The following is a 14,145-nucleotide window of genomic DNA, read 5'->3' as shown; positions in this document are numbered from 1 at the left end:
GTGGCCCGGCACCCCAGGAGGGGCGCCGGGCCACAGGCCGAAGGGTTACGCCTTGCGGAGGCGGAAGGTGAGGCCCAAGGGCTCGTCCGTGAACGGGTCACCGTACGTGGCGTCGGCCTCGCCGGACGCGTAGTCCGTCGCCAGGACCTCGTCCGCGATGAGGGTCGCGTGGTCGGTCAGGGCCGTGACCAGCTCCGGGTCCGCGGTGGACCACCGCAGGGCGATCCGGTCGGCCACGTCGAGGCCGGAGTTCTTCCGGGCCTCCTGGATCAGGCGGATCGCGTCACGGGCCAGGCCCGCCAGCCGCAGCTCCGGGGTGATCTCCAGGTCCAGGGCGACCGTCGCGCCCGAGTCGGAGGCCACCGACCAGCCCTCGCGCGGGGTCTCCGTGATGATGACCTCCTCCGGGGTGAGGGCTACGGTCTCGCCGTTCACCTCGACCTCGGCGGATCCGGCACGCAGGGCCAGCGACAGCGCCGCCGCGTCCGCCGCGGCCACGGCCTTGGCCACGTCCTGGACGCCCTTGCCGAACCGCTTGCCCAGCGCCCGGAAGTTCGCCTTGGCCGTCGTGTCCACCAGGGACCCGCCGACCTCGGACAGGGAGGCCAGGGAGGAGACGTTCAGCTCCTCCGTGATCTGGGACCGCAGCTCCGGGGAGAGCGCCTCGAAGCCCGTCACGGCGACCAGCGCGCGCGACAGCGGCTGGCGGGTCTTGACGCCGGACTCGGCCCGCGTGGCGCGGCCCAGCTCCACGAGGCGGCGTACCAGCAGCATCTGCTGGGACAGGACCGGGTCGATCGCCGAGGTGTCCGCGACCGGCCACGTGGACAGGTGCACCGACTCCGGGGCCTCCGGCGTGACCGGGACGACCATGTCCTGCCAGACCCGTTCGGTGATGAAGGGGGTCAGGGGGGCCAGGAGCCGGGTGACCGTCTCCACGACCTCGTGCAGGGTGCGCAGCGCGGCCGCGTCGCCCTGCCAGAAGCGGCGGCGCGAGCGGCGGACGTACCAGTTGGACAGGTCGTCCACGAAGGAGGACAGGAGCTTGCCCGCGCGCTGGGTGTCGTACGCCTCCATCGCCTCGGTCACCTCGGACACGAGGGCGTGGAGCTCCGAGAGCAGCCAGCGGTCCAGGACCGTGCGGTCCGCCGGCGCCGGGTCGGAGGCCGAGGGCGCCCAGTTCGACGTACGGGCGTACAGGGCCTGGAAGGCGACCGTGTTCCAGTAGGTGAGGAGCGTCTTGCGGACGACCTCCTGGATGGTGCCGTGGCCGACCCGGCGGGCCGCCCACGGGGAGCCGCCGGCCGCCATGAACCAGCGCACCGCGTCCGCGCCGTGCTGGTCCATGAGCTGGATCGGTTCGAGGGTGTTGCCCAGGTGCTTGGACATCTTGCGGCCGTCCTCGGCGAGGATGTGGCCCAGGCAGACCACGTTCTCGTAGGAGGACTTGTCGAAGACCAGGGTGCCGACCGCCATCAGGGTGTAGAACCACCCGCGCGTCTGGTCGATGGCCTCCGAGATGAACTGCGCCGGGTAGCGCTTCTCGAAGATCTCCTTGTTCTTGTGCGGGTAGCCCCACTGCGCGAACGGCATCGAGCCCGAGTCGTACCAGGCGTCGATGACCTCCGGGACGCGGACCGAGGTCAGGGAGCAGCCCTCGTGCGTGCAGGGGAAGGTGACCGCGTCGATGTACGGGCGGTGCGGGTCCAGGTTCGACTGGTCCGTGCCGGTCAGCTCGCCCAGCTCCGCGAGCGAGCCGACGCAGGTGAGGTGGTCGTCCTCGCAGCGCCAGATCGGCAGCGGGGTGCCCCAGTAGCGGTTGCGCGACAGCGCCCAGTCGACGTTGTTGTTCAGCCAGTCGCCGAAGCGGCCCTGCTTCACCGAGTCCGGGAACCAGTTCGTCTTCTCGTTCTCCCGCAGCATCGCGTCCTTGACCGCGGTGGTGCGGACGTACCAGGACGGCTGCGCGTAGTACAGCAGCGCGGTGTGGCAGCGCCAGCAGTGCGGGTAGCTGTGCTCGTAGGCGATGTGCTTGAAGAGCAGGCCGCGCTCGTCGAGGTCGGCGGTCAGCTTCTCGTCGGCCTTCTTGAAGAAGACGCCGCCGACCAGCGGGGTGCCCTCCTCGAAGGTGCCGTCGGGACGGACCGGGTTCACCACGGGCAGGCCGTACGCGCGGCAGACCGCGAGGTCGTCGGCGCCGAAGGCGGGGGACTGGTGGACCAGACCCGTGCCGTCCTCGGTCGTGACGTACTCGGCGTTCACGACGTAGTGGGCGGGTGCCGGGAACTCGACCAGGGCGAAGGGGCGCTCGTAGGTCCAGCGCTCCATCTCCTTGCCGGTGAAGGACTCGCCGGTGGCCTCCCAGCCCTCGCCGAGGGACTTCTCCAGCAGCGGCTGGGCGACGACCAGCTTCTCCTCACCGTTGGTGGCGACGACGTAGGTGACGTCGGGGTGCGCGGCCACGGCGGTGTTGGACACCAGGGTCCAGGGGGTGGTCGTCCAGACCAGCAGCGCCGCCTCGCCCGCGAGGGGGCCGGAGGTCAGCGGGAAGCGGACGTAGACCGAGGGGTCGACGACCGTCTCGTAGCCCTGCGCCAGCTCGTGGTCTGAGAGGCCGGTGCCGCAGCGGGGGCACCAGGGGGCGACGCGGTGGTCCTGGGTGAGCAGACCCTTGTTGAAGATCTCCTTGAGCGACCACCACACGGACTCGACGTACTCGGGGTCCATGGTCCGGTAGGCGTCGTCCAGGTCGACCCAGTAGCCCATCCGGGTCGTGAGGTCGGTGAACGCGTCGGTGTGGCGGGTCACGGACTCGCGGCACTTGGCGTTGAACTCGGCGATGCCGTACGCCTCGATGTCCTTCTTGCCGTTGAAGCCCAGTTCCTTCTCGACGGCGAGCTCGACGGGCAGGCCGTGGCAGTCCCAGCCGGCCTTGCGGGCCACGTGGTAGCCGCGCATGGTCCGGAAGCGGGGGAAGACGTCCTTGAAGACGCGGGCCTCGATGTGGTGCGCGCCGGGCATGCCATTGGCGGTGGGCGGGCCCTCGTAGAAGACCCACTCGGGGCGTCCCTCGGACTGCTCCAGGGTCTTGGCGAAGGTCTTGCTCTCGCGCCAGAAGTCGAGGACCGCGTGCTCAAGGGCAGGCAGGTCGACCTGGGCGGGTACCGGGCGGTACTGCGGCGGTGTGGTCATTGGGCTGAACTCTTCCTCCGGCGGGGTGTCACTTCCGTCCGGAGGGACGAGAGCCGGATCGAAGCTGCTCCCGCGGTACCACCCTCCTTGGCCTGCGGACCTGTGGTCCGACGGCCCCCTCATTGGGGTGCGAAGCCGGTTCTACGTGCCTACGGGCACCCCTGCGGGCTCCCTGCGGCCTTCTTCCGGCGGCTCCGGGGTGATCCTTCGCATCGCGCTCGCCCCCGGGCTCTCACCGTCCCCGGGTCGCTCCTGGCTGCGTCCGACGCTACTCGTCCCCATCCATGCCTTTCGCTGGGCCCAGTGTACGGGCCGGGGCGCGGGTCGGCAGACCTGTTTAGGGGCGTGGCGCCGGGGTGCGGCGGGACGTGCCGGATGGCGCAGGGGATGACCCGAATGGACTGACGGGCCGGTCCGGGAAGCCGTGGGGCGCGAGGGGCGGATTACCGGGCCCGGGGCTGGGCACAACGGATGCAGGTTGGCCTCGATGGACGCGTGCCCCGTTGCCGTGGGCCCGGAGTCGATTTATCGTTCCGGCACGATTCGCGAGCAATGATCACAGTATGTGAAGGGGCCGCGGCCATGGTGGCGAAGAAGACCGCCGGGAGTACTGCCAAGAAGGCTGTCGCGAAGGCTGCGGAGGAGCCGGCCGAGGAGGAGTCGGCCGCGAAGAAGGCGGCTGCCGGGAAGACGGCTGCCAAGACGGCCGCGAAGAAGACGGCCGCGAAGAAGACGGCCACGACGAAGGCGGCCGCCGTCAAGAAGACGGCCGCGAAGAAGGTCACGGCCAAGGCGGCCGGGGCCGAGGGGGAGGCGCACGCCGCGCCAGAGACGGGAGCCCGCAAAGTGGTTGCCAAGAAGAGCACCGGCACGGCCAGGAAGACGGCCGCGGCCGCGACCAGCGGGCTGCCCAAGGCGCGCGGCGCCGCGGCCCTCAGCCCCGGCGAGCTGGCCGTACGGCCCGGCGAGGACCCCTGGACCCCCGAGGAGGTCGCCGAGGCCCGCAGCGAACTGATGAGCGAGGTGCTGCGGCTGCGTGCCGAGCTCCAGGCCTCCGACGAGGCCATCTCCGGCCTGATGCGGGACTCCGGCGACGGCGCGGGCGACGACCAGGCCGACACGGGCACGAAGAACATCACCCGGGAGTCCGAGCTGGCCCTCGCGGCGAACGCCAATTCCATGCTGGAGCAGACCGAGCGGGCCCTGGAGCGGCTGGAGTCGGGTACCTACGGACTCTGCGAGAACTGCGGCCAGCCCATCGGCAAGGCGAGGATGCAGGCCTTCCCGCGGGCCACGCTGTGCGTGGACTGCAAGCAGAAGCAGGAGCGGCGGCACTAGGCCGAAGGAGGCGTCCCGGAAGCCCGGCCGCCCGGCGGGAGCGGGGCGCGGCAGCGCGTGCGATACCGGGGCGGCGGCCGAGGGGCCCGCTGACGTACCCTCGTGTCTCGTCAGGGTCCAGGGACCTGGCGAGGCGGTCGGCGCGGCGCGGTCGGAGCGGTGCCGTCTGGAAACCTGGTTCGAGCTAGTTCGAGGGACTCACGTGGCAGAGGCGGAGAGCATCATCGGTACGCCGGAGGTCGGGGAAGACGGCGCCCAGCCGGAGTCCGTCGCGTCCAAGGGCCGGCGGCGGATCGTGGCCCTGCTCGTGGTGGCGGTGCTGGCCTACCTGCTCGACCTCGGCAGCAAGATGCTGGTCGTCGCGAAGCTGGAGCACCAGCCGCCGATCCAGATCGTCGGAGACCTGCTGAAGTTCGAGGCGATCCGCAATCCGGGCGCCGCCTTCGGCTTCGGCGAGGCCTTCACGATCATCTTCACCTGCATCGCGGCCACGGTCATCGTGGTGATCGTGCGCCTCGCGCGCAAGCTGTACAGCCTGCCGTGGGCGATCGCCCTGGGCCTGCTGCTGGGCGGCGCCCTGGGCAATCTGACCGACCGCATCTTCCGCTCGCCCGGCGTCTTCCGCGGCGCCGTCGTCGACTTCATCGCCCCCGCCCACTTCGCGGTCTTCAACCTCGCGGACTCGGCGATCGTGTGCGGCGGGATCCTGATCGTGCTGCTGTCGTTCAAGGGCCTGGACCCGGACGGCACCGTCCACAAGGACTGATCGGGACTGATCCAACGGCCCGTCGGGACCGGGTGCGGGCGTGATCGCGGGACCGGGCGTCTGTCCGGTCCTGCATACTCGACAGGTGAGTACGATTCCCGAGGTCCGCACCCTGCCCGTTCCCGAAGGCCTTGAAGGCGAGCGCGTCGACGCCGCCATCGCCCGTATGTTCGGTTTCTCCCGGACGAAGGCGGCCGATCTCGCGGCCGCGGGGAAGGTGTCGGTCGACGGCAGTGTCGTCGGGAAGTCCGAGCGTGTGCACGGTGGCGCCTGGCTCGAAGTCGAGATGCCCGAGCCCCCGCGCAAGATCGAACTCGTCGCCGAGCCCGTCCCCGGCATGGAGATCGTCCATGACGACGACGACATCGTCGTCATCATGAAGCCGGTCGGCGTCGCCGCCCACCCCAGCCCCGGCTGGACCGGGACCACCGTCATCGGCGGCCTCGCCGCCGCCGGCTACCGGATCTCCACCTCCGGCGCCTCCGAGCGCCAGGGCATCGTGCACCGCCTCGACGTCGGCACGTCCGGCCTGATGGCCGTCGCCAAGTCGGAGCGCGCGTACACCTCGCTGAAGAACCAGTTCCGCGAGCGGATCGTCGACAAGCGCTACCACGCGCTGGTGCAGGGTCACCCGGACCCGATGAGCGGCACGATCGACGCGCCGATCGGGCGGCACCCCAACGCCGACTACAAGTGGGCCGTGACCCAGGAGGGCAAGCCCTCCGTCACCCACTACGACCTGATCGAGGCCTTCCGCGCCGCGTCGCTGCTGGACATCAAGCTGGAGACCGGCCGCACGCACCAGATCCGCGTGCACATGGCCGCCCACCGCCACCCGTGCGTCGGCGACCTGACCTACGGCGCCGACCCGACCGTCGCCAAGCGCCTCGGGCTCACCCGCCAGTGGCTGCACGCGGTCCGGCTCGGGTTCGAGCACCCGTCGGACGGCCAGTGGGTCGAGTTCTCCAGCACCTACCCGGCGGACCTGCAGAACGCGCTGGACGTGATCCGCAAGGAGAGCGAGTGACGGCCGTCGGCTTCGAGGTCCGGGTCGTCTCCTCGGAAGCGGACCTCCGGGCGTGCTTCGCCGTACGGACCGAGGTGTTCGTCGTCGAGCAGGCGGTACCTGAGTCGATCGAGTACGACGCCTACGACGCGGTCGCGGTGCACGTGCTGGCCGAGGGGCCGGACGGGGTCCCGCTGGGCACCGGCCGGCTGCTGCACGGGCCGGACGCCCTGGGCAAGACCGGGTCCGAGGAAGTCGGCTCGCTGGGCCGCCTCGCCGTACGGAAGTCCGCGCGCGGGCTGGGCGTGGGGGTCGCGCTGGTACGGGCGATCGAAGCGGAGGCCGAGCGGCTGGGCCTCGGGTTCGTGGACCTGGGCGCGCAGACGCATGCGCTGGGCTTCTACGAGCGGCTGGGCTACGTGGCCTACGGGCCCGAGTTCCAGGACGCGGGGATCCCGCACCGGTCGATGAGGCGCACCCTCCGCTAGCCCTGCGGCGCCGTCGCCGGGGGCCAGCCCCCGGACGCGGGGTCCGGGGCGGAGCCCCAGGACACGGCGCGGCGCGCGCTCTGGACCCCGCCGCCAAGCGCAGCGGACTGGCAGGGTGTGGGAGTGGATCAGCTAGCTCTGCTGTTCGTGCTCCTGCTCGGGGCAGTGGTGACCGTACCGCTCGGGGACCGGCTGGGGCTGCCCGCGCCGGTGTTGATGACCCTCGGCGGGGTGGCGCTCGCGCTGGTGCCCGCCGTGCCCAACGTGGACATCCCTCCCGAGTACATCCTGCCGCTCGTGCTGCCCCCGCTGCTCTACGCCTCCGTGCAGCGGACCTCCTGGAGGCAGTTCGCCGCCAACGTGCGTCCCATCTTCCTGCTGGCCGTGGCGCTCGTGTTCGTCACCACCGCCGCCGTGGCCGCCACCGCCCATGCCGTCGTGCCCGGTATGCCGGTCGCCGCGGCCGTCGCGCTCGGCGCGCTCGTCGCACCGCCCGACCCGGTGGCCGCCACCGCCGTGGCCGGATCGCTCGGGCTGCCCCGCCGGATGGTGTCGATCCTGGAGGGCGAGGGGCTGTTCAACGACGTCACCGCCATCGTGCTCTACCACGTGGCCGTCGCCGCCGCCGTGAGCGGGAGCTTCTCCTGGCCGGGGGCGCTCGGGGAGTTCGTGCTCTCGGCGGTCGTGGCCGTCGCGGTCGGGCTCGCGCTGGGATGGGCCGCCCACCGGCTGATGGGGCGGCTCGGCGATGCCACGCTCCAGATCGGGCTGACCCTGCTGGTGCCCTTCGTGTCCTACGTACTGGCCGAGGAGCTCCTGGGCTCCGGGGTGCTGGCCGTGCTGACCACGGCGCTGTTCCTCGCCGAGTACGCCACCGACGCCGACGACGTGCTGGGACGGCTGGCCGGACACACCTTCTGGGAGGTGGTGGACATGCTGGTCACGGGCGTGGCGTTCGGGCTGATCGGACTGGAGCTGCACAACGTCTTCGGCGTCGCCCGCGGCCGGGAGTGGGAGATGGCCGGGTGGGCGGCAGCCGTGGTCGCCGTGGTGGTCGCCGTACGCCTGGCGTGGCTGCTGCCGGCCGGCTGGCTCGCGAAGCGGCTGCACTCGCGGCGCGACTACGAGGAGGAGATCCCGCTGAGCTGGCGGGAGTCCGTGGTGATGTGGTGGGCGGGGATGCGGGGCGTGGCCTCGGTGGCGCTCGCGCTGGCCATCCCGTACCGGACCGACAGCGGGGCGGCCTTCCCGGCGCGGGACCAGATCGTCTTCATCGCCTTCGCCGTGATCATGGTGACCCTAGTGGTGCAGGGGCTCACCCTGCCGTGGCTGGTCCGCCGGCTCGGCGTGGAGGCGGACTCCGACGTGGAGGCGGAGATCGCCCGCGCCCTCGCGATTCGCGCCGCCAAGGCCGCCAAGCGGCGGCTGAAGGAGATCGAGGAGGTGGAGGACCTCCCCGAGGAGCTGGTGGAGGTGCTCTACCGGCGGGCCTACGACGTGGGGGCGAGGATCAGCCCCGACATGGTGGACGAGGAGCGGCGCGAGGCGTACGCGAAGCGGGTGGAGCGGATCCGGGACGTGCAGCGGATCCAGCGGGAGATGATGTCCGCGGCCCGGCACGAGGTGCTTTCCGCGCGGAGCGAGCCCGGCGCCGATCCGGAGATCGTGGACCGGGTGCTCCGGCATCTGGACGTGCGCAGCCTGCGTAGCCCGTAGCCCGTAGCCCGCAGCCCGCAGCGCTCGGCCCGTAGCGCTCAGGCCGCTGCCTGCGGCTCGCGGCGGGCGAAGGAGCGCAGGAGGCGGACGTACGGGGACCAGCGCGACGGGAGGGACACCGTGCCGGTGCAGGCGGCCTCGGCGCGGTCCAGGGCGTCCTCCACGCAGGCGTCGTGCATCCAGCGGAAGGCCAGCGGCCAGCTCAGCCGGGCCGGGCCGCCGGTCCGCATCGCGAGGGTGTGCCGCAGCGCCGTGCGCCCGCCGTCGAGCGGTAGCGCCGTGAACTCGTGGAAGCCGTCGAAACCGCGCGGCCCGCTGAAGGCGAACCGCACCCAGGTGCCCGGCACGTACGCCTCGACCGTGTAGCGGACCGGTCCGTGGCCGCCCACCGCGTCGACCCCCAGCGGGCGGTCGAACTCCATCGCGGGCCACTGCGGGTGCGGCCACAGCAGGTCGGGCCGGTCGGCCGTCCGGCCGGAGAGGCTGTCGATGAGCGCGCCCACCTCGCTCGCCCCGGCGGCCAGCACGCGTTCGTGCACGTTGTAGACGGGCATGGATGTCTCCCGGAAGTGAATTAGAGAAGTGCCTCTAGTTGTTCTGGAGAGTACTCTCTGATTCATGGCTCGACCACCCCGCTTCGACACCGGCCAGATCCTCGACGCCGCGGTCCTCCTCGCGGCCTCCGGCGGCCCGTCCGGGGTCACCATGACCGCAGTCGCCCAGGCGGTCGGCGCGCCGAGCGGGTCCGTCTACCACCGCTTCCCCGGCCGGGCGGCCCTGCTCGCAGAGGTGTGGCTGCGGACCGTCGAGCGCTTCCAGGACGGGTACTTCGCCGCCCTCGGCAGCGACCCCGACCCCGCCCTCGCCGCCCGCGCCGCCGGCCGGCACGTCGTCTCCTGGAGCCGCGCCCACCCGAAGGAGGCCGCGCTCCTCCTGTACGGACCCGAGGAGTTCGGCCGGGCCGACTGGTCCGAGGAGCACAAGGACCGCGCCGACCGGGGCAACCAGCGCGTCTTCGGCTTGCTGGGAACCCTCGCCGAAGCCCTCGGCGCGGCCGGCCCCCAGGACCGTGACCGCGTCACCCTGGCCCTGATCGACCTGCCGCTGTCCGTGGTCCGCCGCCATCTGCGCGCCGGCCGCCCGCTGCCGCCGTACGCCGAGGACCTCGTCGAGGAATCGGCCGCGAAGCTGCTGGGCGCCCAGACCGGGGCTCAGCCCCGGGCCTAGACCTGGTAGCGGTTCGGGGCGAAGAGGTGGAGGTGGTCGGCGATCCACTCCGAGGTGCGGGTCAGCCCCTCGTGGAGGGAGACCTCGGGCTTCCAGCCGGCCCATTCGCGGGCCCTGGTGTTGTCCGACAGCAGCCGCTGGACCTCGCTGCCCGAAGGCCGCAGCCGGCTCGGGTCCACGACGACCTCCGCGTCCCGGCCCGAGGCGGTGATCAGGGCGCGGGCCAGGTCGCCGATGGAGATCTCCTCGCCGACGCCGAGGTTGACCACCTCGCCCAGCGCCCGGTCGCATTCCGCGACCGCGAGGAACCCCGCGGCCGTGTCCGTCACGTACGTGAAATCGCGCGTCGGGGTGAGGGAGCCGAGGCGGATCTCGCGTGCACCCGAGTGGAGCTGCGACAGGATCGTCGGGATCACCGCGCGCGCCGACTGGCGGGGCCCGTAGGTGTTGAACGGCCGGACCACCGTCACCGGCAGCTCGAACGCGTGGTGGAACGACAGCGCCATCATGTCCGCGCCGATCTTCGACGCGGAGTACGGGGACTGCGGCTGGAGCGGGTGGCTCTCGGAGATCGGGGCCGTCAGGGCGGTCCCGTAGACCTCGCTGGTGGAGGTGTGCACGAGGCGGCGCACGCCGTGGCGGCGGCAGGCCTCCGCCATGTTCTCGGTGCCGGTGACGTTGGTCTGGACGTACGCGCCGGGCGAGGCATAGCTGTAGGGGATCCCGATCAGCGCCGCCAGGTGGAAGACGGTGTCGCAGCCGGCGACCGCGTCGCTCACCCGGCCCGCGTCGCGGATGTCGCCCGCCCACATCTCGACCGGGCCGTCCGGGTCGGCCAGGTACCGGGCCAGGTGGCCCTTCTCCGCGTACGGCTTGTAGTGCACGAAGGCGCGCACCCTCGCACCCCGTGCCACCAGCAGGTCCACCAGCGTCGAGCCGATGAACCCCTCCGCGCCCGTGACCAGCACGGTCCGGCCGGTCCAGTCCGGGGTCGTCGCGGTGGTCGCGGTGGTCGTCGTCATCGTGGTCATCGTCGTCGCCTTCGTGGTCATACGAGCTCCAAGGGGGAAGGGGCGGGGGAGGAGGTGGGGAAGCCGGCGACGCGCAGGACCTGCGCCGCCAGCAGTTCGGCGGCCCGAGCGTGCGGACCCGGGTCGGCCGCACCGGCCATCGCGGACAGCCGGGCCGGGTCCGCCAGCAGCGGGGCGAGCAGCTGTGCGAGGCGCCCGGCCGTGGCCTCGGCGTCCGCCAGCAGCAGCCCGGCGCCCGCGTCCGACAGCACCCGGGCGTTGTGGGTCTGGTGGTCGCCCGGGGCGTGCGGGTAGGGGACCAGGACGGCCGGGACCCCGGTCGCCGCGAGCTCCGCGACCGTGGCCGAACCGGCCCGGCACACCACCAGGTCGGCGGCCGCGTAGACCAGGTCCATCCGGTCCAGGTACGGCACGGCCCGCGCGATCTGCCGCCCGCCCGAGGCCGACAGCCGCGCCGTGGTGTCCGCCAGCGCCGCCGGACCCGTCTTGATCAGCAGCTGTACGTCGTCCCGTGCCTGCCAGGCCTCCGCCAGCCCGGCCGCCGCCGTGGTGAGCCGGACGGCGCCCAGGCTGCCGCCGTTGAAGACGACCAGCCGCCGCCCGTGGGGCACCCCGAGCGCGTGGCGGGCCTCGGCGCGCAGGGCCGCCCGGTCCACGACGGACAGGTTCGCCAGTCCCGCCAGTGCCGCCGAGATCGGCATCCCGGTGGTCAGCGCCCGGTCCCCGCCCGCCAGATGGTCCCGGCTGCGGTCGAAGGCCACCGCCATGTGCGGGGTGAGGCGGGCCGCGAACTGGTTGGCCCGGCCCGGTACCGCGTTCGACTCGTGGATCAAGGCCGGGAGCCCGGCCATCCGGGCCCCGAGCACGGCGGGCGCGCTCGGATAGCCGCCCATCCCGACGGCCACGTGCGCGCCCTGCGCCCGGATCACGGCCTTCGCCTGCGCGGCCGACCGCAGCAGCGCCGCCGGGAGGAGGTAGCGCTTGGCGCCGAGCGCCGGGTCGAAGGGGATCATGTCGACGGTGTGGAGGCGGTATCCGGCGGCCGGGATCAGCTCGGTCTCCAGACCGCGCTCGGTCCCGACGAACGAGATCACGGCGCCCGGAGCCGCGGCGCGCAGCGCCTCGGCCAGGGCCAGCCCGGGGTAGATGTGGCCGCCGGTGCCGCCCGCGCCGATCACGACGGAGAGCGGCCAACGTGAGGTTGAGGGTGAGGAGGAGGTCATGGACGCACACTCCCGGTGCGTCCTAAGAACGTTCTAAGAGCCGGTCCGGCTGCCCACAGCGGATGGCTGCAGTTCAGAGCCTCCCCACCGCACCTGCGCCCGCCCCGAGGGGCCAATCCGGGAGCCACGAGCCGTATTTGGACGGTCTTGAGGCGCTTCAGCGTCGCCGCCGTGAACACGTCCGAAGATCTCGTCCATCGCCCAGCTTCCTTTTCCCTTCCGTGGCGCTGAGCAACGCGGTTGCCAGGTCCGGGGTCAGGGACTTGCTGGGCCGACCGGGCCTCCCCTCCGGCACCGCGACCGACTCGGCCACGTTGCGCGTTGCCCGGCCGCGCCTCTGCGCATGCGCAAGGGACCGCCGCAGGACCGAAAGCAGCAGCCGCAGCGAACTGTTGGCCAGTATCTCGGCCTTCTCGTCAAGCCAGCCGTCCAGCGTGTCCGCCTCCAGCACGCGCACCTTGGCTGCGCCGAGGGACGGGTGGATGTGCGTCGCGGCCGGGTACCGGTAGGTCTCCATTGCGGAGTTCACGCAGCTTCTGTCGCACCTCGGACTTCGTCTTGCCGGACACCTTGGGGCGGTGGCGCTTCCCCGCCGGGGTGCAGCCCAGCGAAACGGCCCCGATGAAGCGCCCCTTGGACTCCCAGTGGCAATGGGTTCTCGACACTCGACAGGCAGAATGTCCCTATATGTTCTAGATTGGCATAGCTGTTGATCCCCCACGTAAGGAACAGGACATGGCTGACAAGGGCGACTTAGGCAAGATCAAGGGCAAGGCGGCGGAGGCGGCCGGCAAGGCGGCCGACAGCGACCGGATGAGGGCCGAGGGGAAGATGGACCACGCCAAGGGCAAGGCGGCGGAAGCAGCCGGCAGGGCGGCCGAGAGCGACCGGATGAGGGCCGAGGGGAAGACGGACCACGCCAAGGGCAAGGCGGCGGAAGCAGCCGGCAGGGCGGCCGAGAGCGACCGGATGAGGGCCGAGGGGAAGACGGACCACGCCAAGGGCAAGGCGAAGGGAGCCGTGCCCGACGCCAAGGACTCCCTCCGCGGTAAGCACGAGAAGCACGAGAAGCACGAGAAGCACGACAAGCACGAGAAGCACGAAAAGCACGACAAGCGCTGAACCAGCTGCTGACAGAAGGGCCCGCCCCAGAGGCGGGCCCTTCCGCCATGCCGGGTCCGGCTTCCCCGGGCGCCTCTCACCGACTGTGATCAAACTTCCCTGCGCAAAGTTGCGTCCGTCAAGGTTGAGTGACATGCGATCACCGGCCTTTGGGGTGCAAGACCTCCGAGACACCGCTTTCCGGGGTCCTCCTCACCCCTTCCTCAAGAGCGTTTTAAGAGGTTCTCTCAGAACCATTTGGGAGGCTTTGGCGCATGCAGCGGATTCTGGTGGTGGACGACGAGCCCGAGGTGCGGGCCGCCGTCGAGGACGGCCTCGCCGTCGAGGGGTACGAAGTGCGGGGCGCGGCCGACGGGCTGGCCGCGCTGTCCGAGGTGGCGCTCTGGCAGCCCGACGCGGTGGTCCTCGACGTGATGATGCCGGTGCTCGACGGGCTCGGAGTGTGCCGTCGGCTGCGCGCAGTGGGCGACCGTACGCCCGTACTCGTCCTCACCGCCCTCGACGCGGTCAGCGACCGGATCGACGGGCTGGACGCGGGAGCCGACGACTACCTGGTCAAACCCTTCGCGCTCGACGAGCTCCTGGCGAGGGTACGGGCCCTCCTGCGGCGGGCCGCCCCCGACGACCCGGCCGGGGAGGCGCACGTGCTCGCCCACGGGGACCTCGTGCTCGACCCCGTGACCCGCACGGGGTGGCGCGGCGAGCGGCCGCTGGAGTTCAGCCGCACCGAGGCGGCGCTCCTCGAACTGCTCCTGCGCCACCCCGGGCAGGTGCTGCCGCGCGAGCTCGTCCTGGAGCTGGTGTGGGGTCGGGACTTCGGGCCGGACTCCAACTCGCTCGCCGTCTACGTCGGCTACCTGCGGCGGAAGCTGGAGGCCGGGGGCGAGCCGCGGCTGGTGCACACCGTGCACGGGGTCGGGTACCGGCTGGACTCGGCGTGAGCGGCACGGGCGGCACGAGCGGCGTCAGCGGCGCGGGCGGTACGGGTCACGGACGCGGCCGCGCGGGCGGGCGGCGGCTCGGCGCGCGATGGCGG

The 14,145-nt window shown here is 72.0% G+C and carries 13 protein-coding genes; 8 read left to right on the top strand and 5 right to left on the bottom strand.

What is annotated here, in order from left to right:
* Positions 1-45 precede the first annotated feature (45 nt).
* The gene (ileS, locus tag AC3IYJ_RS11320; protein ID WP_489401179.1) at positions 46-3,192 is read right to left on the bottom strand and encodes an isoleucine--tRNA ligase; all 3,147 of its coding nucleotides are present in this window, start codon (positions 3,190-3,192) and stop codon (positions 46-48) included.
* A 582-nt stretch (positions 3,193-3,774) separates the two neighbouring features.
* Between ileS and AC3IYJ_RS11315 the strand changes: the two genes are divergently transcribed.
* From AC3IYJ_RS11315 to AC3IYJ_RS11295, 5 genes are all read left to right on the top strand, one after another.
* The gene (locus AC3IYJ_RS11315) at positions 3,775-4,530 is read left to right on the top strand and encodes a TraR/DksA family transcriptional regulator (RefSeq protein WP_489401178.1); all 756 of its coding nucleotides are present in this window, start codon (positions 3,775-3,777) and stop codon (positions 4,528-4,530) included.
* Positions 4,531-4,732: 202 nt separating this feature from the next.
* Positions 4,733-5,296 carry a signal peptidase II gene (gene lspA / locus AC3IYJ_RS11310; protein ID WP_489401177.1) on the top strand — a complete coding sequence of 188 codons (564 nt, stop codon included), beginning with the start codon at positions 4,733-4,735 and terminating at the stop codon, positions 5,294-5,296.
* A gap of 85 nt (positions 5,297-5,381) precedes the next feature.
* Positions 5,382-6,323 (top strand): RluA family pseudouridine synthase, encoded by a 942-nt coding sequence (locus AC3IYJ_RS11305; RefSeq protein WP_489401176.1) that lies wholly within the window; start codon positions 5,382-5,384, stop codon positions 6,321-6,323.
* Positions 6,320-6,790 (top strand): GNAT family N-acetyltransferase, encoded by a 471-nt coding sequence (locus AC3IYJ_RS11300; RefSeq protein ID WP_489401175.1) that lies wholly within the window; start codon positions 6,320-6,322, stop codon positions 6,788-6,790. Before AC3IYJ_RS11305 ends, AC3IYJ_RS11300 begins: the two co-directional genes overlap by 4 nt.
* Positions 6,791-6,913: 123 nt before the next feature.
* Entirely contained in the window at positions 6,914-8,506 is a 1,593-nt protein-coding gene (locus AC3IYJ_RS11295; RefSeq protein ID WP_489401174.1) for a Na+/H+ antiporter, read from the top strand.
* 38 nt (positions 8,507-8,544) lie between these two features.
* On the opposite strand, the gene AC3IYJ_RS11290 is transcribed toward AC3IYJ_RS11295, so the two are convergent.
* Positions 8,545-9,060 carry an SRPBCC family protein gene (locus tag AC3IYJ_RS11290; protein WP_489401173.1) on the bottom strand — a complete coding sequence of 172 codons (516 nt, stop codon included), beginning with the start codon at positions 9,058-9,060 and terminating at the stop codon, positions 8,545-8,547.
* A 64-nt stretch (positions 9,061-9,124) separates the two neighbouring features.
* On the opposite strand from AC3IYJ_RS11290, the gene AC3IYJ_RS11285 reads away from it, so the two are divergent.
* Positions 9,125-9,733 carry a TetR/AcrR family transcriptional regulator gene (locus AC3IYJ_RS11285; protein ID WP_489401172.1) on the top strand — a complete coding sequence of 203 codons (609 nt, stop codon included), beginning with the start codon at positions 9,125-9,127 and terminating at the stop codon, positions 9,731-9,733.
* Here the strand turns inward: AC3IYJ_RS11285 and AC3IYJ_RS11280 are convergent.
* From AC3IYJ_RS11280 to AC3IYJ_RS11270, 3 genes are all read right to left on the bottom strand, one after another.
* Positions 9,730-10,755, bottom strand: coding sequence for an SDR family NAD(P)-dependent oxidoreductase (locus tag AC3IYJ_RS11280; protein WP_489402778.1), 1,026 nt, complete (start codon positions 10,753-10,755; stop codon positions 9,730-9,732). The two genes, AC3IYJ_RS11285 and AC3IYJ_RS11280, sit on opposite strands and share 4 nt — an antisense overlap.
* Positions 10,756-10,781: 26 nt before the next feature.
* Positions 10,782-11,987 (bottom strand): UDP-N-acetylglucosamine--N-acetylmuramyl-(pentapeptide) pyrophosphoryl-undecaprenol N-acetylglucosamine transferase, encoded by a 1,206-nt coding sequence (locus AC3IYJ_RS11275; protein WP_489401171.1) that lies wholly within the window; start codon positions 11,985-11,987, stop codon positions 10,782-10,784.
* Between the two features lie 157 nt (positions 11,988-12,144).
* Positions 12,145-12,516 carry a hypothetical protein gene (locus tag AC3IYJ_RS11270; protein WP_489401170.1) on the bottom strand — a complete coding sequence of 124 codons (372 nt, stop codon included), beginning with the start codon at positions 12,514-12,516 and terminating at the stop codon, positions 12,145-12,147.
* Between the two features lie 206 nt (positions 12,517-12,722).
* Between AC3IYJ_RS11270 and AC3IYJ_RS11265 the strand changes: the two genes are divergently transcribed.
* Complete coding sequence (locus AC3IYJ_RS11265) at positions 12,723-13,109, top strand: CsbD family protein (protein ID WP_489401169.1); 387 nt, start codon at positions 12,723-12,725, stop codon at positions 13,107-13,109.
* Positions 13,110-13,363: 254 nt separating this feature from the next.
* Positions 13,364-14,050, top strand: a complete 687-nt coding sequence (locus AC3IYJ_RS11260; protein ID WP_489401168.1) for a response regulator transcription factor — start codon at positions 13,364-13,366, stop codon at positions 14,048-14,050.
* Positions 14,051-14,145: the final 95 nt, after the last annotated feature.

Source organism: Streptomyces sp. GL_140 (assembly GCF_057834465.1).
Note: the sequence above shows the minus strand (reverse complement) of the source record. Positions and strands in the feature narration are given on the sequence as shown.

Coding starts and splice junctions, on each gene's coding strand:
- AC3IYJ_RS11275 (WP_489401171.1), bottom strand. CDS start 11,987: ATGACCTCCTCCTCACCCTCAACCTCACGTTGGCCGCTCTCCGTCGTG.
- AC3IYJ_RS11265 (WP_489401169.1), top strand. CDS start 12,723: ATGGCTGACAAGGGCGACTTAGGCAAGATCAAGGGCAAGGCGGCGGAG.
- AC3IYJ_RS11315 (WP_489401178.1), top strand. CDS start 3,775: ATGGTGGCGAAGAAGACCGCCGGGAGTACTGCCAAGAAGGCTGTCGCG.
- AC3IYJ_RS11285 (WP_489401172.1), top strand. CDS start 9,125: ATGGCTCGACCACCCCGCTTCGACACCGGCCAGATCCTCGACGCCGCG.
- ileS (WP_489401179.1), bottom strand. CDS start 3,192: ATGACCACACCGCCGCAGTACCGCCCGGTACCCGCCCAGGTCGACCTG.
- AC3IYJ_RS11260 (WP_489401168.1), top strand. CDS start 13,364: ATGCAGCGGATTCTGGTGGTGGACGACGAGCCCGAGGTGCGGGCCGCC.
- AC3IYJ_RS11290 (WP_489401173.1), bottom strand. CDS start 9,060: ATGCCCGTCTACAACGTGCACGAACGCGTGCTGGCCGCCGGGGCGAGC.
- AC3IYJ_RS11280 (WP_489402778.1), bottom strand. CDS start 10,755: ATGACGACGACCACCGCGACCACCGCGACGACCCCGGACTGGACCGGC.